Here is a 17,362-nt window from a genome sequence, read left to right as displayed (position 1 = left end):
CAGAAAAAACGCCAAAGGAGACAGTGATGTCGAATACCGTCAAGATCACGCTGGGCCTCGGCCTGGCCGCCTTCGTCGCCGGCTGCAGCCAGCCCGAGCCCGCCCCCACCTATGTCGAGCCCGCCCCCATCGTGGCCGAGCCGACCTATTCCAAGTACTGATCCGACACATGTCGGATGCCGGATGGGCGGGCCATGGTGCTCGCCCGTTCGCGTTTGAAAGGGAAGGCTGAGGCATGAAGGCCGAGATGACCAAGCATCGCGGATTTCCCGGCCGGCTTCCCGGCACGGATTTCCAGTTCGTGATCCGTCGCCCCAATCCCAAGGGCGCGACGCGCCTCATCGCGCGGGAACGCTACGGTGATCGTCGTCCGGCCGATCGCGCGGCGGATGAAGGATTTCTCTGGGCGCTCTGGCAGCATTTCGGCGAAGAGCCGTTCGAGCGGGGCAATCTCGATGCGGGACGCCTGAGCTGGCTGTTCGGTCGCGAGGTCGTGCCTGCCGACGATCCGTTCGACCCCGAAAGCTACGAGGCATATCTCAGGATCGACGCCGCCCGGGCGCGGGCGAACTTTCCGGGCATCATAGACGATTGATCGTAAGCGGGTTTCCGCCGCGCCCGGACGGATTTGGGCGCGCTTAAGCCGAGCGGCACTCAACCTGAAGGTTATGCTTGGCGGATGCGCAGGTTCGGTTAGAACCGAGTTCAGGACAGGGGCGTCAGCACCGGCCCTGTCCGTTGTCAATACCGTTACCCTTCCCCTTAGGCCCGGTCGTCCGCGATCGGGCCTTTTTTCTTTCAGGAACATGGTCGATCGCGATCGCGTTGGGGCGGCGTTTGCAAAATGGAACGAGGAATTCACCAGATGCCCAAGACACTCCCGATCATCACGCTTCTCGGCGCTCTCGGTCTGGCCGCATGCGGCAACACGGACCTCGAACGGGCAGGCACCGGTGCTGCGGCGGGTGCGGCCGTGGGCGAGGTCGCGAGCGACGATCCCCTGACGGGTGCCGCGCTCGGCGGTGCGGCAGGCGCGCTTTCCGACGATATCTGACGCATATCCCTGTGCGCAGGGCCAGACACGGCGCATTCCCACGGGGGATGCGCCGTTTTCGTGTCACTCTCCCCCGCTTGCGCCAGATGACCCATTGTCCTTCACGTTTGCATCGTGGCAACTGAAGGGACGCGGGGATCCCAGGGGAGGAAGACATGCGGCATATTCTGTGGCTTTGCTTGACGAGCGTCGTTCTGGTGGCCTGCGGGCCGGGTCCCGGCATACCGCTCGAGGAAGAAGCCACTTCGCCGCAATACGCCCCCGACGATCCCTGCAAGGGCGTCGTGCCGCAACTCTGCGCCTATTGAGGGGGGAGTCGCGATGTTCAAGAAGATCCTGATCGCCAATCGCGGCGAGATCGCCTGCCGTGTCATCAAGACCGCACGTCGGATGGGCATTTCGACGGTCGCGATCTATTCCGATGCGGATCGCAACGCGCTGCATGTCCGCATGGCCGACGAGGCGGTGCATATCGGGCCGGCCCAGGCGAACCAGTCCTACATCTCGATCGACAGGGTGATGGAGGCGATCCGCAGCTCGGGCGCGGATGCCGTTCATCCCGGCTACGGTTTCCTGAGCGAGAACCCGAAATTCGCGGCCGCGCTGGACGAGGCCGGCATCGCCTTCATCGGGCCGCCCAAGGGGGCGATCGAGGCGATGGGCGACAAGATCACCTCGAAGAAGCTCGCCGACGAGGCCGGCGTCTCGACGGTGCCGGGGCATATGGGCCTGATCGAGGATGCCGACGAGGCCGTTGCGATCGCCACTGAGATCGGCTTTCCCGTCATGCTCAAGGCCTCGGCCGGGGGCGGCGGCAAGGGCATGCGCATCGCTTGGGACGAGGCGGAAGCGCGCGAGGGGTTCCAGAGCGCGCGGAACGAGGCCACGAGTTCGTTCGGCGACGACCGGATCTTCATCGAGAAGTTCGTGACCCAGCCCCGCCATATCGAGATCCAGGTCCTCGCCGACACGCATGGCAACACGATCTATCTGGGCGAGCGGGAATGCTCGATCCAGCGGCGGAACCAGAAGGTCATCGAAGAGGCACCGTCGCCCTTCCTCGACGAGGCGACCCGCAGGGCGATGGGCGAGCAGGCCTGCGCGCTGGCCGCGGCCGTGGGCTATACCAGTGCCGGGACGGTCGAGTTCATCGTGGACGGGGACCGCAATTTCTACTTCCTCGAGATGAATACCCGTCTGCAGGTGGAGCATCCGGTGACCGAACTCGTCACCGGGATCGATCTCGTCGAGCAGATGATCCGAGTCGCGGCCGGTGAGGCGCTCTCGGTCGCGCAATCCGACGTGACGCTTACGGGGTGGGCGATCGAGAGCCGGCTCTATGCCGAGGATCCCTATCGCGGCTTCCTGCCCTCGATCGGGCGGCTGACCCGCTATCGTCCGCCCGCGGAACGCGCCGCCGGGCCGCTTGCCGAGGCAGGCAAGTGGCACGAGCCCGATGCCGCGGAGGGCGATGTCGCGGTCCGCAACGACACGGGCGTGTTCGAGGGCGGCGAGATCTCGATGCATTACGACCCGATGATCGCGAAGCTCTGCACCTGGGCACCCGACCGTGCGGCGGCGATCGAGGCGATGCGCATCGCTCTCGACCGGTTCGAGGTCGAGGGGATCGGGCACAACCTGCCGTTCCTGAGCGCGGTGATGGACCATCCGAAATTCGCGGAAGGCGAGATGACGACCGCCTTCATCGGCGAGGAATATCCCGACGGCTTTTCCGGCGTGGAGCTTTCGCCCGAAGACCTCCGGCGCGTGGCATCGGCCGCGGCCGCGATGAACCGCGTGGCCGAGATCCGCCGGACCCGCATCTCGGGGCGGATGGACAATCACGAGCGTCGGATCGGCGACGATTGGGTCGTGTTCGCGCAGGGCAGGGAGATGCCGGTCAGGATCGCGGCCGATCGCGACGGCGCGACGGTGCGCCACGAGGACGGAACGGAAATGCGGGTGAGCGCTTCCTGGCAGCCGGGCGAGCCGCTCGCGCGGCTCGAGGTCGACGGACGCCCGCTCGTCCTGAAGGTGGGACGGGTGACCGGCGGCTACCGGCTGAGAACCCGAGGTGCGGATCTCGACGTGCTGGTCTACACGCCCCGTCAGGCCGAGCTCAAGCGCCACATGCCCGAGAAGGAGGAGGCCGATACCTCCAAACTGCTGCTCTGCCCGATGCCGGGGCTCGTCGTGAAGATCGACGTGGACGAGGGGCAGGAAGTGCAGCAGGGGCAGGCGCTCTGCACGATCGAGGCGATGAAGATGGAGAACATCCTTCGCGCCGAACGCAAGGGAACGGTCGCCCGGATCAACGCGTCGGAGGGCGACAGCCTTGCCGTCGACGATATCATCATGGAATTCGACTGACGCGACTCCGCGGCCTGCGTCAGGGCGTCGCGCTCGATCTTTCGCGCATCTCCTGAAGGCGCATCGGCATCTTGTCGATCGACCGGCTGATCTCGCGCACGTCCCACGGGAAGGGCTTGCGAAGCTTCACGCCGCCATCCTTGCCCATGAGCACCAGCATGAAGCCGCGCGGCCTGAGTTTGCGGCGGATATCGGAAAGCTCGGACGCGTCGGTATCCGTCACGACGACCACGTCCCGGTCGGCAAGCGCTTCGGGGCGCGCCCGCAGGAGTTCCATCTGGCGCTGGAAAGCCGGGTCGTTCGTGCTGTCGGCAAAGACGACGACCGGCCGGGCGATCCACTGGAAATCGGCAAGGTCGATATCCCTTGCGTCAAAGACGATTGTGCGATCCTCGCCCCATGCCTCGGTCGGCGCGAGCTCGGTCTCGACGTTCTGGGCGGCGGGCTGGGCGATCTCTTGCGCCACGACCGGAACCCCCATCATCAGACCAGCCAGGAAAATCAGAAACCCACGATGCATCACCTTGTCCATGCCGCCAATATAGGATGCAATCGCTGAATTACGAAGCCCCGAAGCCGCGACCCACATTGGTGTGAACCGCCCTTCGGGCCAGGAGGAGGCCTGTCCATGACCGACTGGAAAGCGCGCGCTGCGGCGGAGCTCAGGGGGCGGCCGCTCGAGGATCTTACATGGCGGACCGCCGAGGGGATCGATATCGCGCCGGTTCATGGTGGCGAGGATGCGGCGCGTCACACCCATATGGGCGCGATGCCGGGCGAGCCGCCCTTTACCCGCGGGCCGAAGGCCACGATGTATGCCGGCCGTCCCTGGACCATCCGCCAATATGCCGGGTTTTCCACGGCCGAGGACTCGAACGCGTTCTATCGCCGCGCCCTCGCCGCCGGGCAGCAGGGCGTGAGCGTGGCCTTCGATCTTGCCACGCATCGCGGCTATGACAGCGATCATCCGCGCGTCGAGGGCGATGTGGGAAAGGCCGGGGTCGCGATCGATTCCGTTGAGGACATGAAGATCCTCTTCGATCAGATCCCGCTGGACGAAATCTCGGTCTCCATGACGATGAACGGCGCGGTCATCCCGGTCCTTGCCAGCTTCATCGTCGCGGGAGAGGAGCAGAACGTCCCGCGCGCGAAACTTTCCGGCACGATCCAGAACGATATCCTCAAGGAGTTCATGGTCCGCAACACCTATATCTATCCGCCCGCGCCGAGCATGCGGATCGTCGCGGACATCATCGACTATACCAGCCGCGAGATGCCGCGCTTCAACTCCATCTCGATCTCGGGCTACCACATGCAGGAGGCCGGCGCGAACCTCGTGCAGGAGCTTGCCTTCACCCTCGCCGACGGCAAGGAATACGTGAAGACCGCGGTGGAGCGGGGCCTCGACATCGACGCTTTCGCGCCGCGGCTGTCGTTCTTCTTCGCGATCGGCATGAACTTCTTCATGGAGGCCGCGAAGCTTCGCGCCGCGCGTTTCCTCTGGCACGAGATCATGACCGGGCTGGGTGCGAGGGACGAACGCTCGACGATCCTGCGGACGCATTGCCAGACGAGCGGCGTGAGCCTGGCCGAACAGGACCCCTACAACAACATCGTCCGCACGGCCTACGAGGCGATGAGCGCGGTTCTGGGCGGGACGCAGTCGCTGCACACCAACTCCTTCGACGAGGCGATCGCGCTGCCCACGGATTTCTCGTCCCGCATCGCGCGCAACACGCAGCTCATCCTGCAGAACGAGACGGGCGTGACGAACGTCGTCGATCCGCTGGCGGGCTCGTATTATGTCGAGAAACTGACGGCCGACCTGATCGAGGAGGCCCGCAAGCTGATCGCCGAAGTCGACGATCTGGGCGGCATGACCCGGGCGGTGGAATCGGGGATGCCCAAGCTCAGGATCGAGGAGGCGGCGGCGCGCAAGCAGGCCCGCATCGATCGCGGCGAGGAGGTGATCGTCGGCGTCAACAAGTTCCGGCTCGAGAAGGAGGACGATCTCGACATCCGCAGCATCGACAATGCGGGGGTGCGGACGAGCCAGATGAAACGCCTGGCCGAGCTTCGCGCGCGCCGCGACCAGGCGGCCTGCGATGCGGCGCTGGCCGCGCTCGAGGAGGGCGCGCGGGGCGACGGCAACCTTCTGGCGCTCGCGATCGAAGCCGCGCGCGCGCGCGCGACCGTGGGCGAGATCAGCGACGCGATGGAACGCGCCTTCGGTCGTCACCGCGCGGAGGTGCGGACGCTCGCGGGGGTCTACGGGGCTGCCTACGAGGGCGACGAAGGGTTCGCCCAGATCCAGCGCGACGTCGAGACCTTCGCCGAGGAGGAGGGACGCCGCCCGAGGATGCTGGTCGTCAAGATGGGGCAGGACGGGCATGACCGGGGGGCAAAGGTCATCGCGACGGCCTTCGCCGATATCGGTTTCGACGTGGATGTCGGACCGCTCTTCCAGACGCCCGAGGAGGCGGCGCAGGACGCGCTCGACAACGATGTTCATGTCATCGGTATCTCGAGCCAGGCGGCCGGGCACATGACGCTCGCCCCGAAACTCATCGCGGCACTCAGGGCCGAGGATGCCGGCGAGATCCTCGTCGTCTGCGGTGGCGTGATCCCCGCGCAGGACTATGCACGGCTGAGGGAGGAAGGCGTCGCCGCGATCTTCGGACCGGGGACCAATATCCCCAAGGCCGCGCGCGAGATCCTGGACCTGATCCGCGCGGCACGACGGCGCGGCTGACCCCGCATCGCCGGACCGGCCCGGGCCGGCCCCGAGAATTGCCCGCCCCGCCTTGCCCCATGGTACCTGCGCGGGCCTGCCCGGTTGTCACCCGGCCATGGGATGGATAAGCGCGTGGAGGATCCGGCGCGTCTGCGTCGGTGCGTGGAAAAGGACTTGAAGCATGGATATCGATCATCTCGCCATCGTCGCGACCGATCTCGACGAGGGGACGTCCGCGGTGGAGCAGATGCTGGGCGCGAAGCTCGAACCGGGCGGCCGGCATCCCGTGATGGGAACGCATAACCGTGTGCTGTCTCTCGGGTCCGACGTCTATCTTGAGGTGATCGCCGTCGATCCCGAGGCCGATGCGCCCGATCGTTCGCGCTGGTTCGCGCTCGACGAGGTATCGGGGCCGCCACGGCTGGGGAACTGGGTCGCGCGCTGCACCGATCTGCGCGCGCAGCTCGGCGAGGCCCCGATGGGCATGGGAGAGGTCATGGAGTTCGAACGAGGAGACCTGGCCTGGTCGATGGCCGTGCCGCGCAGCGGACGCCTTCCCGAGGACGGTATTCTTCCGGCCCTCATCCAGTGGAAGGGCGCGCGTCCGCAATCGCGCCTCGCCGAGAGCCCGGTCAAACTGAAGCGGATCGTCCTCGGTCATCCCGAGATGGAGCGCATCACGGCGGAATGGCCGGCACTGGCTCAAATGACGCAAGTCGCCCTCGAAATCACGCCGACGCCGTCGCTCGTGGCCGAGATCGTGACGCCGCGCGGGCTCGTCTCGCTGTCGAGCCTCGGGCTCGCCGGATAGAGGGGGCGGGCGACGATGTCCCTCTGGCAACGCATCGCGGACGCACTCGCCGCACTTGCCGCGGGCGAGGGGCTCGCGGCCGTCTTCGACATCCTGCGAAGCCCGCCGGAGCGGACCGTCGCCTTCACGATCGCGGTGATCGGCCTTGGCGCGAAGATGGCCAAGGCCGACGGACGGGTCACGCGTGGCGAGGTCGCGGCCTTTCGCGAGGTGTTCCACATCCCCGAGAAGGACGAGGATGCGGCCGCGCGCGTCTTCAACCTCGCCCGTCAGGACGTCGCGGGGTTCGAGGAATACGCCCATCGGATCCGTGCGATGTTCGCGCCGGGCGACCGGACGCTCTGCGACCTCATGGAGGGGCTGTTCTTCATCGCGGTGGCGGATGGCAGCTATCAGGACGAGGAGGAGGCGTTCCTGTCGCGCGTGGCCGAGATCTTCGAGATCGACGAGCGCCAGTTCCGCGGGCTGAGATCCCGTTTCGTCCCCGGTGCCGAACCCGACCCGTGGGACGTGCTGGGCCTCGATCCGGACACCCCGCTTCCGGAGGTGCGGCGCAGGTGGAGGCAGCTCGTGCGGGAGAGCCATCCCGACCGGATGATCGCGCGCGGCGTACCGAGCGAGGCGGTGCGGATGGCCGAACGGCGGTTGGTCGATATCAACCGCGCCTACGAGGAGATCTCGGGCAAGGCGGCCTGAACGATCTGGTCGCACGCGGCTGGCGGGCTAGGTCTTCCGCCATGAGATACATCCTGATCCTTCTTCTGGCGTTGTCGCCGGTGCCTGCCGCCGCGCAGGATGGCGACGCGCGCCAGGATCTGGAGGACGGTGTCGAGATGATGTCGGAAGGCGCGCGGCGTCTTCTGAAAGGTCTGATGGGCGAGGTCGATCCCGCGATGCGCGATCTGGCGGAACGGTTCCGCGACTGGGATTTCGACGGGATCGGCATCGACGATCTCGGGCGCTATCAGCCGCCGGAGGTTCTGCCCAACGGCGACATCATCATCCGCCGCAAACCCGATGCACCCGAATTGCCCGAGGACGGCGAAGAGATCGACATCTAGGTGGCGGCGTCGGACTGCGTTTCGCGCAGCCGCTTGATCTCCGACGTCGCATCGAGGGCCGAGACCAGCGATGAGAACCGCGATTGCGCGACCTCGCCGAAAAGGTCCTGCGCCGTGTCGCTCAGCTGCAGTTCGAGATGCTTCTTCTTCGGGAACCACTTGAGCTTGCCGAGCGCGCTGGGCGTCTGGGCCGAGAACATCGCCCCGAACCGCATCGCGCGGCCCAGGATTTCCGCCTGCGCGATCTGCGCTTCGTCGAGGATGCCGATGATATCCTCGAACCGGGTTCCCTGGCGCGAATTCTTGTACCGGTGCAGCAGGGCGAGCCCGAGGAAGATCCGTTCGGAATGTGTCAGGCCGCCGAGATTGGCGCGCGTCGCGTTGTCGAAGCACGCCTCGTGGCGGTAATCGGGATGCGCGCGCCAGCTCACGTCGTGAAGCAGGCAGGCGGCGCGGATGATGCGCAGGCGCGAATCACGCTCGCCCTTGAAGATCGGCAGGATGAATTGATAGAGTGCGCGACCGAACCCCGGCAGGCGCGCATCCTTCTGTTCCTGGAAGCGGCACGCCTCGATCAGCGGATCGCGGTCGCGCAGACGTTGCGGCATCTGCTCGTAGAGCAGGCCCTCGCGGATCCCGTAACTCGAAATCGCGATGTCGCGGGGCTTCAGGGCGGTGACGAGCTGGCGCAGGACGAGCGAGGCGAGCGGCACGAGGGACATGCGCGATTCGCCGATCCCAGTCTCGGCGCGCAATTCGTTGATGTCGTGCTCGTCGATATAGGCGAGCGTGTCCTGCACGCTCTTCCGGGTCATCCTGTATTCGTGAAGGACGTGCAGCGGATAGCCGCGCCGTGCCATGTCAATCCGCGCGATGGCGCGCCACGATCCGCCGACGAGGAAGAGGCGCTTGTGGCCCGACCCGACCTCGGCCACGAGAGTTTCGAGGACGGAGCGGATCTCCTCCCGGATGCCCTTCTTGCCGCCTTCGATCCCCTGCAGGCGCAACGGCCCGAGCGGCGAGGTCACGCGCTTGCCGACGAAGCCCTTCGCGATCTGCGCGAGCTCCATCGACGATCCGCCGATATCGCAGACGATCCCTTCGGCCCCCGGCCAACCGAGAAGCACGCCCTGCGCCGAGAGCCGCGCCTCCTCCTGGCCGTCGATGACCCACATGGGAAGGCCGGTCTCGCGTTCGACGATATCGCGGAATTCGGGGCCGTCCGCTGCCTCACGCATCGCGGCGGTGGCGACCGTGACGATCGGCGCGGCCCCCATGCCACGCGCGAGGGCGGCGAACCGCTTCATCGCGCGCAGCGCGCGGTCGCGGCCGTCGGCGTGGAGCCGTCCCGTCTCGGCGAAGTCGCGGCCGAGACCGCACATGACCTTTTCGTTGAAGAAATACGCGGGCGACCGCGCCGCGCCGTCGAAGACGACCATCCGGACGGAGTTCGATCCGACATCGATCACGCCGACCCGGCTCAGCGCGCGGGCCGAAGGATCGTCGAAGAGCGGCTTGCCGAAGGGGCCGAATTCGTCGGCCTGTCCTGCCGCGGCGTCGTTCATCGATACATCCCCCTCGATTGGAGCGGAGACTGCCTCCTGCGCCCCCGGGCGTCAATCGTCGGAATGGGTAAGCTCCGGAACATCGCTGGCACCTGCGGAGCCGCGACCCGACAGAGAGGGGTTTTCCATGAAGAAACGGTGGCAGTTGAAGAGCCGCTGCCCCTCGTCGCCCGCGGGGCGGACGAATGTCCCGTCGGGCCGGAGCACCCAGCTCTGCGCCTCGTCGGCGAGATTGGCCGCCATGATCTGCGACACGATCTGCGCCTTGACGGTCGGATTGGTGCATTCCACCAGCGTCTCGACCCGGCGGTTGAGGTTGCGGCCCATCCAGTCGGCGCTGGAGATATAGACCCGCGCGCGCTTCGACGGCAGGTCGTGGCCGTTGCCGAAGCACACGATCCGGCTGTGTTCGAGGAAACGGCCGACGATCGATTTCACGCGGATATTCTCGGACAGGCCCTTGATGCCGGGCTTGAGCCCGCAGATGCCGCGCACCACCAGGCTGATCTCGACCCCCGCCTGCGAGGCGGCGTAGAGGGCGTCGATCACGTCGGTTTCGATCAGGGCGTTCATCTTGCCCCAGATCTTGGCCGGCCGGCCCGCCTGGGCATGCTCGGCTTCCTCGGCAATTCGCTTGATGACCGTCGATTTCAGGTCCATCGGCGAGATCGAAAGGTTCTCGAGCGCCTGCGGCTGCGCATAGCCGGACAGGTAGTTGAATAGCCGCGTGCCGTCCCGCCCGAGGGCCGAATCGCAGGTGAAGAGCGACAGGTCGGTATAGATCCGCGCGGTGATGTGGTGGTAGTTGCCCGTCCCGAAATGCGAATAGGTCGCCATCCTGTCGCCCTCGCGCCGGACGACGGTGCTGATCTTGGCGTGGGTCTTGAGGTTCAGGAAGCCGTAGACCACATGCACGCCCGCCCGTTCGAGCTTGCGTGACTGCCGGATATTCGCCGCCTCGTCGAACCGGGCCTTGAGTTCGACCAGGGCCGTGACGGACTTGCCCTGTTCGGCCGCCTCGCAGAGCGCATCGACGATCGGGCTGTCGTAGGAGGTGCGATAGAGCGTCTGCTTGATCGCCACGACCTGCGGATCGTTCGCCGCCTGCGCGAGGAAGCGGATCACCATGTCGAAGGTCTCGTAGGGGTGGTGGAGCAGCATGTCCTTCTGGCGAATCGCCGCGAACATGTCGCCGTCGTGATCCTGCACCCTCTCGGGGACGCGCGGCGTGAAGATCGGCCAGAGCAGATCGGGCCGGTCCGACAGGACGAGCTCGGACAGTGCCGCGACACCGATGATGCCGTCGACCTCGACGACCTCGTCGTCGCGAACGGGCAGTTCCGACATGATGACGCGCTTGAGCCCGTTGGGTGCGCCCGCGCTGATCGTCAGGCGCACCACCTCGCCGCGGCGCCGCCGCTTGAGCGCGACCTCGAATTCCCGCACGAGATCCTCGGCATCGTCCTCGACCTCGAGATCGCTGTCGCGCAGCACGCGGAAGGTGCAGTGCCCCTTGATCCTGTAGCCCGGATAGAGGGAGCCCAGGTGCGTGAGCAGCAGATCCTCGAGCGGCAGGAACCGATGCTGACCCTCGGGCGCGGGCAGGCGGATGAACCGCTCGATCTGGCTGGGGATCGGGAGGAGCGCGCGGAGAATACGCTTGTCCGAATCACGCTCGAGCTGCAGCGCGAAGGAATAGCCTGTGTTGGGAATGAAGGGGAAGGGATGCGCCGGGTCGATGGCGAGCGGCGAGAGAATCGGGAAGACGCTCGACAGGAAGACCTCGTCGAGGAAGCTCTCGTCCTCGGGGCGGAGATCCTCGATCGACAGGATGTGGATGCCTTCGGCAGACATCTCGCGGCAGAGGGTGCGATAGACGTTCTGCTGATGCGCGAGCAGTTCGCGCGCATCGGAATTGATGAGGCGAAGCTGCTCTGCCGGTGTCCGGCCGTCGGCGGCGGGCGTGGTGTTGCCGGCATGGGCGAGCTCGCGCAGACCCGCGACGCGGACGGTGTAGAATTCGTCCATGTTGCTGGCCGAGATGGCGAGGAACCGCAGACGTTCCAAGAGCGGCACCCGCAGGTTCTCGGCCTCTTCCAGCACGCGCCAGTTGAAGGCGAGCCAGCTCAGTTCGCGATTGAAGAAACGGTCGGGTCCGGAATAATCCTCGCCTTCGGGCGGTTCGGACGGGGCGGGAAGCGGGGCGCTCAGGAAGTCTGCGATGGTCATGGATGATCCTCTGCACCATCTTCGTCACGATTCTGCGACATTTCCAGTGCGCGGCGGGCCAGAGGCACGGAAATCGACCGCCGCTCGTTCAGCGACAGCCTGTCGATGAGGGCGACGAGACGGCGCGCCGCGGCACCCGAGCGTGTCATGCGGGGCAGGAGATAGTCGACCAACCCGTCGCCCGCCCGGATCTGCCGGTCGTGGAACTGTTTCTTGAGAAGCGCCGCCAGAAGCGCGTCGTCGGGAGGATCGAGCGTGACGAGCGTCGTGCCCGCAAGCCGCGACCGCAGATCGGCCAAGTCGATCGCCCACCTGGTCGGAGCTTCCCGCCCCGTGAGAAGAAGCCGCCCGCCTTCCGACAAGAGCAGGTTGTGCAGATGGAAGAGCGCGTTCTCCTCGCGTCTGCGGCCGGAGATGTGCGGCACGTCCTCGACCGCGACGTTGACGGCGCTCGCCAGCGTGGGGATGTCGAACCGGGCTAGATCCGAGGCGGAGATGACCACGCCGTCGGTCCGGTCCGCCCATACATGCGCGAGATGCGTCTTGCCCGACGCTTCGGGGCCCGAGATGGCGAGCTTGCCGCCGGGCCAGTGAGCCACGTCCTCGATCATCGCGACGGGTCCGGCATTGGCCGAGGTCACGAAGAAATCCTCGCGCCCCAGCGCGGCCCGCACGGGCAGATCGAAGCTCAGCTGCTCGGCCATCAGCGGGGGCCGGTCCGCGCGTCGTCTTCGGGATCGGTGCCGCGATAGAGCGCGCTGTCGGTATACTGGCGCACCGCGAAGCGCGTGATCACGCCGATCACGGCCGCGACGGGCACCGCGACGAGAAGGCCCACGAAACCGAAGATCGCACCGAAGGCCGACAATGCGAAGAGCAGCCAGACGGGATGCAGGCCGACGCTGTCGCCGACGAGCTTCGGCGTCAGGAAATTGCCCTCGATGAACTGGCCGGACTGGAAGATCGCCCAGACGGCGACGATCCAGATCCAGTCGCCCCAGAACTGGAAGAGCGCGAGCCCGATCGCGAGGATCCCGCCCACGAGCGCGCCGACATAGGGAATGAAGGTCAGGAATCCGGCGATCGCCCCGACGATGAAGCCGAATTGCAGCCCCACCAGCGCGAGCGTCAGCGCGTAGTAGACGCCGAGGATCAGGCAGACCGTGCCCTGACCCCGGATGAAGGACGACAGCGTCTCGTCGATTTCGCGCGCGATCCGGCGGATCGTCGGTTGATGTTCGCGCGGGAGGAGGTCGTCGATCCGCTTCACCATCCGGTCCCAGTCGAGCAGGAGGTAGAACGCGACGACCGGCACGATGACGAAGAGGACGAGGACGTTGACGACGCTTCCGACCGAGGAGAGCGCACCCTCGATCAGCGTGCCGCGACGTTCGTTGATCGCGGCCGTCGCCTGTTCGAGGAACCGCCGCAGGGTGGAATCGAGATCGCCGATATCGGGAAAACGCTCGACGAGGCCGGGATAGTTGGCTTCGAGCCAGTCCTGCAGGTTCGCGACATTCGAAGGCGCGGACTCGACGATGTCGGAGATCCGCTCGGCCAGCAATCCCACCTGGTTGATCAGCGCCGGGATGACGAGCAGCACCATCGCGATGAACAGGAAGAGCCCGATCAACGTCATCACCGTGACCGACAGGACGCGGCTCAGGCCCAGCCGTTCGAACCGGTCGGCGATCGGGTCGAGGAGATAGGCCACCGCCGCCCCGAGAACGAAGGGCAGGATGACGTTCCCGACCCACCAGAGCAGGAAGAGAAAGACGGCCAGGGCCGCCCCCCAATATTTGAGCTGTTCGCGAACGGGCAGGGCCATGGGCATCTCGCTGGACGGGCGTCGGACCCTTGTCCAACGTAAGGCCCGCTCGCGCAAGGGGCGGGGACTGTGCGACGGGGCCGCGACGCGCTAGGAAAGGCGGATGAAACAGGTCATCTGCATCAACTGGGGTACGAAATACGGCCCCCCCTTCGTCAACAGGCTCTATGCCATGGTGGCGCGCAACATCACGCCGCCCTTCAGCTTCACCTGTTTCTGCGACGATCCCGCGGGAATGAGGGAGGAGATCCGCACGTTTCCGCTGCCCGAGGTCGATTTCGAGATTCCGAAGACCCGCTACGGCATCTGGCCCAAATCGCGGCTCTGGGGCGAGCGGCTCGGCGATCTCGAGGGACCGGTTCTCTTTCTCGATCTCGATCTGGTCGTGGTGGGCAATCTCGATCCGTTCTTCGAGGAGGGTGAGCCGGAGGACGTCATCCTCGCGCGCAACCAGTCGACGCCGTTCGAACGGCTGGGTCAGACATCCGTCTTCCGCTTTCCGGTGGGCGCGCTGAAACCGATGCAGGATCATCTGGCCTCGGATCCGCAGCGGCTGGCAGAGGAGCACCGCTTCGAGCAGCGTTTCGTGACCCGCAACGCGCCGGGCGGCATCAAGCTTTTCCCCCGATCCTGGGTGCTGCATTACCGGCAGGACTGCACGCGGACCTTCCCGCTCAACTACATGCTGGCCCCGAAACTGCCTGATGGGGCCAAGATCGTGATCTTTCCGGGCGGCGTGCATCCGCCGCATGCGATCGCGGGCCATTACGGCGAGCGATACGAACCCAAGGGTCCGGTGGAGCATCTCAGGGGGGCGTTCTCGGCGGACCGGCCCGAGCGGATCGACAAGTATCTGCGCCATTACCTGTTGCCCGCCCCCTGGGTGGCCGATCACTGGCGCGAGTGAAACTTGCGGCGTCATGCCGTTTGGCATACCGCTTGGGGCCAGTGTCAACGAAAGGCCCACATTTCCATGCGTCTCAGCCGCTACTTCCTGCCGGTCCTCAAGGAAACGCCCTCCGAGGCGCAGATCGCATCGCACCGCCTGATGCTGCGCGCGGGAATGATCAAGCAGTCGAGCGCGGGGATCTATTCCTGGCTGCCGCTGGGCTACAAGGTCCTCAAGAACATCGAGCGCATCGTCCACGAGGAGCAGCAGGCCGCGGGCCACATCCCGATGCTGATGCCGACGCTGCAATCGGCCGATCTCTGGCGCGAGAGCGGGCGCTACGACGCCTACGGGCCCGAAATGCTCAGGATCCGCGACCGCCACGAGCGCGACATGCTCTACGGGCCCACGAACGAGGAGATGATCACCGACATCTTCCGCAGCCATGTCACGAGCTATCGCGACCTGCCGATGACGCTCTATCACATCCAGTGGAAGTTTCGCGACGAAACCCGGCCACGCTTCGGCGTGATGCGGGGCCGCGAATTCTACATGAAGGACGGCTACAATTTCGACATCGATCGCGAGGCGGCGATGCATGCCTACAACCGCCACCTGGTGAGCTATCTCAGGACCTACGAGCGGATGGGCCTCAAGGCGATCCCGATGCGCGCGGATAGCGGCCCGATCGGCGGGGACGATACGCACGAATTCCTCATCCTGGCCGAGACCGGCGAGAGCGAGGTGTTCTACGATTCCGCGATCACCGATCTGCATCTCGGCGCGCGCCCGATCGACTACGACAGCGTCGAGCAGTGCCAGGCCGTCTTCGACGAATGGACCGCGCCCTATGCGCGTACCGACGAGACCCATGACGAAGCCCTGTTCGAGGAGACCCCGGAGGAGCGCCGTCGCGTGTCGCGCGGGATCGAGGTGGGCCAGATCTTCTATTTCGGGACGAAGTATTCCGAGAGCATGGGTGCCAAGGTGACCGGCCCGGACGGGCAGGTCGTGCCCGTTCACATGGGCTCGCACGGGATCGGCGTGTCGCGGCTTGTCGGGGCGATCATCGAGGCGAGCCACGACGACAAGGGCATCATCTGGCCCGAGGGCGTGACGCCCTTCGCCTGCGGGATCGTCAACCTGCGCCAGGGCGACAGCGAATGCGACGCGGTCTGCGCGCAGATCGAGGCGGAACTGATGACCGCCGGGCTCGATCCGCTCTACGACGACCGCGACGAGCGGGCCGGGGCCAAGTTCGCGACGATGGACCTGATCGGGCTGCCCTGGCGGATCACCGTGGGTCCGCGCGGTCTCAAGAACGGGGTGGTCGAGCTTACCTCGCGCCGGACCGGCGAGAGCGAGGAGATGTCGGTCGAGGCCGCCGTCGACCGGCTCGTGCAGATCTACACGTCCTGAACAGACTGTGATGGCGTCCCGGCGGGGCGGCCGGAACGCCGCCTTGAAGCCGGCGTTCCTCCACCTTTACGGAGGAATAGCCGATGACACGTACGATGACCGTCCTTCTGCTCGGGACCGCGCTTTCCGCACCTGCCTTCGCGCAATCGTCCGCTGAACCGGTCGCGCAGGGCGCGAAGAACGTACCGGAATTCGAACCGGCCTGGCCGAACCAGACCCGCGCCCCCGCGACGGATAGCGGAGTGGACCTCGCCGTCGAGACCGTGGCCGACGGCCTTGTCCATCCCTGGGGGCTGGCCGTGCTGCCGGATGGCGGATACCTCGTGACCGAGCGCGAGGGGCGTCTGCGGATGATCGACGCCGAGGGCAACCTGCACGATGCGATCGATGGCGTTCCGGACGTATTCAGTCAGGATCAGGGTGGACTGCTCGACGTGGAGGTCGCCGATGACTTCGCTGAAAGCGGCGTGATCTTCCTGACATATTCCAAGCCGATGGGCGATGGCATGTCGGCCACCGCCGCCGCGCGGGGCGTTCTGAACGACGACCGGACCTCTCTGTCCGAGGTCGAGGACATCTTCGTGCAGGACCCACCGTCGCCCACCCCCAAACATTACGGCAGCCGCATCGTCCTGGACGGCGAGCACGCCTTCATCACGACGGGCGAGCATTCCTCGATGGAGGAGCGCGTCTTCGCACAGGATCTCGACAAGACCTACGGCAAGATCGTGCGCGTCACGCTGTCGGGCGAAATCCCCGACGATAATCCGTTCGCGGATGAGGACGGCGCGCTGCCCGAGATCTGGTCCTATGGACATCGGAACATCCAGGGGGCGGATATCCGCCCCGAAACCGGCGAACTCTGGGGGCTCGAGCATGGACCCGCGGGCGGCGACGAATTGAATAGGATCGAGGCGGGAGCCAATTACGGCTGGCCGGTCGTGAGCTACGGCGAGCAATATTCCGGCGGGCCGATCGGCAGCGGGGAGCCGCGTGGCGAAGGGTTCGTCGAGCCGCAATATTACTGGGATCCGGTCATCGCGCCGGGTGGGTTCGTGTTCTACGAGGGCGATATGTTTGCCGACTGGGACGGCGACGTGCTTGCGAGCTCGCTCTCGCCGGGCGCGCTGGTCCGTCTGACCCTCGATGGCGACAGGGTGAGCGGAGAGGAGCGTCTGCTGACCGATCAGGGCCGCATCCGCGATGTCGCGGTGGACGGGGAAGGCGCGATCCTCGTTCTCGTCGATGCGGATAACGGATCGGTCCTGCGCCTGACGCCCGAAGGCGATTCCTGAACCACGCGTGAGGCCGCGCAGCTCATGCGCCCGGCCTCACGGCCCCCTGACTTGACGCGGGACGGGCGAAAGCCCATGGCTCCGCAAGCCTGATTTCCGGAGCCGAT

The 17,362-nt window shown here is 66.1% G+C and carries 17 protein-coding genes; 12 read left to right on the top strand and 5 right to left on the bottom strand.

What is annotated here, in order from left to right:
• The first annotated feature begins 26 nt into the window (after positions 1–26).
• From RVY76_RS09885 to RVY76_RS09865, 5 genes are all read left to right on the top strand, one after another.
• The gene (locus RVY76_RS09885; protein WP_317373732.1) at positions 27–161 is read left to right on the top strand and encodes a hypothetical protein; all 135 of its coding nucleotides are present in this window, start codon (positions 27–29) and stop codon (positions 159–161) included.
• Positions 162–247: 86 nt separating this feature from the next.
• Positions 248–595 carry a hypothetical protein gene (locus tag RVY76_RS09880; RefSeq protein ID WP_317376751.1) on the top strand — a complete coding sequence of 116 codons (348 nt, stop codon included), beginning with the start codon at positions 248–250 and terminating at the stop codon, positions 593–595.
• A gap of 270 nt (positions 596–865) precedes the next feature.
• Positions 866–1,054: a hypothetical protein gene (locus RVY76_RS09875; protein ID WP_317373731.1), complete on the top strand. Its 189-nt coding sequence runs from the start codon at positions 866–868 to the stop codon at positions 1,052–1,054.
• 155 nt (positions 1,055–1,209) lie between these two features.
• On the top strand, positions 1,210–1,362 hold the full coding sequence (locus RVY76_RS09870; protein WP_317373730.1) for a hypothetical protein: 153 nt from the start codon (positions 1,210–1,212) through the stop codon (positions 1,360–1,362).
• Positions 1,363–1,375: 13 nt separating this feature from the next.
• On the top strand, positions 1,376–3,424 hold the full coding sequence (locus RVY76_RS09865; RefSeq protein WP_317373728.1) for an acetyl/propionyl/methylcrotonyl-CoA carboxylase subunit alpha: 2,049 nt from the start codon (positions 1,376–1,378) through the stop codon (positions 3,422–3,424).
• Between the two features lie 19 nt (positions 3,425–3,443).
• On the opposite strand, the gene RVY76_RS09860 is transcribed toward RVY76_RS09865, so the two are convergent.
• Positions 3,444–3,944 carry a DUF4174 domain-containing protein gene (locus RVY76_RS09860; protein WP_317373727.1) on the bottom strand — a complete coding sequence of 167 codons (501 nt, stop codon included), beginning with the start codon at positions 3,942–3,944 and terminating at the stop codon, positions 3,444–3,446.
• Positions 3,945–4,052: 108 nt separating this feature from the next.
• Between RVY76_RS09860 and scpA the strand changes: the two genes are divergently transcribed.
• The 4 genes from scpA (at position 4,053) to RVY76_RS09840 (ending at position 8,030) form a co-directional block, all read left to right on the top strand.
• Positions 4,053–6,176 (top strand): methylmalonyl-CoA mutase, encoded by a 2,124-nt coding sequence (scpA, locus tag RVY76_RS09855; RefSeq protein WP_317373725.1) that lies wholly within the window; start codon positions 4,053–4,055, stop codon positions 6,174–6,176.
• 163 nt (positions 6,177–6,339) lie between these two features.
• Positions 6,340–6,969, top strand: coding sequence for a VOC family protein (locus RVY76_RS09850; protein WP_317373724.1), 630 nt, complete (start codon positions 6,340–6,342; stop codon positions 6,967–6,969).
• Positions 6,970–6,984: 15 nt separating this feature from the next.
• Positions 6,985–7,665 carry a molecular chaperone DjiA gene (locus RVY76_RS09845; protein ID WP_317373723.1) on the top strand — a complete coding sequence of 227 codons (681 nt, stop codon included), beginning with the start codon at positions 6,985–6,987 and terminating at the stop codon, positions 7,663–7,665.
• Positions 7,666–7,706: 41 nt separating this feature from the next.
• Positions 7,707–8,030, top strand: coding sequence for an AAA+ family ATPase (locus tag RVY76_RS09840; RefSeq protein WP_317373722.1), 324 nt, complete (start codon positions 7,707–7,709; stop codon positions 8,028–8,030).
• On the opposite strand, the gene RVY76_RS09835 is transcribed toward RVY76_RS09840, so the two are convergent.
• The 4 genes from RVY76_RS09835 to RVY76_RS09820 are packed head-to-tail and all read right to left on the bottom strand — an operon-like array spanning position 8,027 to position 13,652.
• Entirely contained in the window at positions 8,027–9,595 is a 1,569-nt protein-coding gene (locus RVY76_RS09835; protein WP_317373720.1) for a Ppx/GppA family phosphatase, read from the bottom strand. The two genes, RVY76_RS09840 and RVY76_RS09835, sit on opposite strands and share 4 nt — an antisense overlap.
• Positions 9,596–9,646: 51 nt before the next feature.
• A complete protein-coding gene (locus RVY76_RS09830) occupies positions 9,647–11,824 on the bottom strand; it encodes an RNA degradosome polyphosphate kinase (RefSeq protein ID WP_317373718.1) in 2,178 nt (725 codons plus the stop codon).
• Entirely contained in the window at positions 11,821–12,528 is a 708-nt protein-coding gene (locus RVY76_RS09825) for a DnaA ATPase domain-containing protein (RefSeq protein ID WP_317373716.1), read from the bottom strand. Before RVY76_RS09825 ends, RVY76_RS09830 begins: the two co-directional genes overlap by 4 nt.
• Positions 12,528–13,652 carry an AI-2E family transporter gene (locus RVY76_RS09820; protein ID WP_317373714.1) on the bottom strand — a complete coding sequence of 375 codons (1,125 nt, stop codon included), beginning with the start codon at positions 13,650–13,652 and terminating at the stop codon, positions 12,528–12,530. Before RVY76_RS09820 ends, RVY76_RS09825 begins: the two co-directional genes overlap by 1 nt.
• A gap of 103 nt (positions 13,653–13,755) precedes the next feature.
• On the opposite strand from RVY76_RS09820, the gene RVY76_RS09815 reads away from it, so the two are divergent.
• The 3 genes from RVY76_RS09815 (at position 13,756) to RVY76_RS09805 (ending at position 17,255) form a co-directional block, all read left to right on the top strand.
• A complete protein-coding gene (locus tag RVY76_RS09815; RefSeq protein ID WP_317373713.1) occupies positions 13,756–14,559 on the top strand; it encodes a glycosyl transferase in 804 nt (267 codons plus the stop codon).
• A gap of 66 nt (positions 14,560–14,625) precedes the next feature.
• Entirely contained in the window at positions 14,626–15,960 is a 1,335-nt protein-coding gene (gene proS / locus RVY76_RS09810; protein WP_317373711.1) for a proline--tRNA ligase, read from the top strand.
• A gap of 83 nt (positions 15,961–16,043) precedes the next feature.
• A complete protein-coding gene (locus RVY76_RS09805) occupies positions 16,044–17,255 on the top strand; it encodes a PQQ-dependent sugar dehydrogenase (RefSeq protein ID WP_317373710.1) in 1,212 nt (403 codons plus the stop codon).
• The last annotated feature ends 107 nt before the right edge of the window (positions 17,256–17,362 follow it).

The organism is Palleronia sp. LCG004, from assembly GCF_032931615.1.
Classification (GTDB): domain Bacteria; phylum Pseudomonadota; class Alphaproteobacteria; order Rhodobacterales; family Rhodobacteraceae; genus Palleronia.
Note: the sequence above shows the minus strand (reverse complement) of the source record. Positions and strands in the feature narration are given on the sequence as shown.

Coding starts and splice junctions, on each gene's coding strand:
- RVY76_RS09850 (WP_317373724.1), top strand. CDS start 6,340: ATGGATATCGATCATCTCGCCATCGTCGCGACCGATCTCGACGAGGGG.
- RVY76_RS09875 (WP_317373731.1), top strand. CDS start 866: ATGCCCAAGACACTCCCGATCATCACGCTTCTCGGCGCTCTCGGTCTG.
- RVY76_RS09815 (WP_317373713.1), top strand. CDS start 13,756: ATGAAACAGGTCATCTGCATCAACTGGGGTACGAAATACGGCCCCCCC.
- RVY76_RS09880 (WP_317376751.1), top strand. CDS start 248: ATGACCAAGCATCGCGGATTTCCCGGCCGGCTTCCCGGCACGGATTTC.
- scpA (WP_317373725.1), top strand. CDS start 4,053: ATGACCGACTGGAAAGCGCGCGCTGCGGCGGAGCTCAGGGGGCGGCCG.
- RVY76_RS09805 (WP_317373710.1), top strand. CDS start 16,044: ATGACACGTACGATGACCGTCCTTCTGCTCGGGACCGCGCTTTCCGCA.
- RVY76_RS09885 (WP_317373732.1), top strand. CDS start 27: ATGTCGAATACCGTCAAGATCACGCTGGGCCTCGGCCTGGCCGCCTTC.
- RVY76_RS09825 (WP_317373716.1), bottom strand. CDS start 12,528: ATGGCCGAGCAGCTGAGCTTCGATCTGCCCGTGCGGGCCGCGCTGGGG.
- RVY76_RS09830 (WP_317373718.1), bottom strand. CDS start 11,824: ATGACCATCGCAGACTTCCTGAGCGCCCCGCTTCCCGCCCCGTCCGAA.
- proS (WP_317373711.1), top strand. CDS start 14,626: ATGCGTCTCAGCCGCTACTTCCTGCCGGTCCTCAAGGAAACGCCCTCC.
- RVY76_RS09860 (WP_317373727.1), bottom strand. CDS start 3,944: ATGCATCGTGGGTTTCTGATTTTCCTGGCTGGTCTGATGATGGGGGTT.
- RVY76_RS09840 (WP_317373722.1), top strand. CDS start 7,707: ATGAGATACATCCTGATCCTTCTTCTGGCGTTGTCGCCGGTGCCTGCC.
- RVY76_RS09865 (WP_317373728.1), top strand. CDS start 1,376: ATGTTCAAGAAGATCCTGATCGCCAATCGCGGCGAGATCGCCTGCCGT.
- RVY76_RS09835 (WP_317373720.1), bottom strand. CDS start 9,595: ATGAACGACGCCGCGGCAGGACAGGCCGACGAATTCGGCCCCTTCGGC.
- RVY76_RS09820 (WP_317373714.1), bottom strand. CDS start 13,652: ATGGCCCTGCCCGTTCGCGAACAGCTCAAATATTGGGGGGCGGCCCTG.
- RVY76_RS09845 (WP_317373723.1), top strand. CDS start 6,985: ATGTCCCTCTGGCAACGCATCGCGGACGCACTCGCCGCACTTGCCGCG.
- RVY76_RS09870 (WP_317373730.1), top strand. CDS start 1,210: ATGCGGCATATTCTGTGGCTTTGCTTGACGAGCGTCGTTCTGGTGGCC.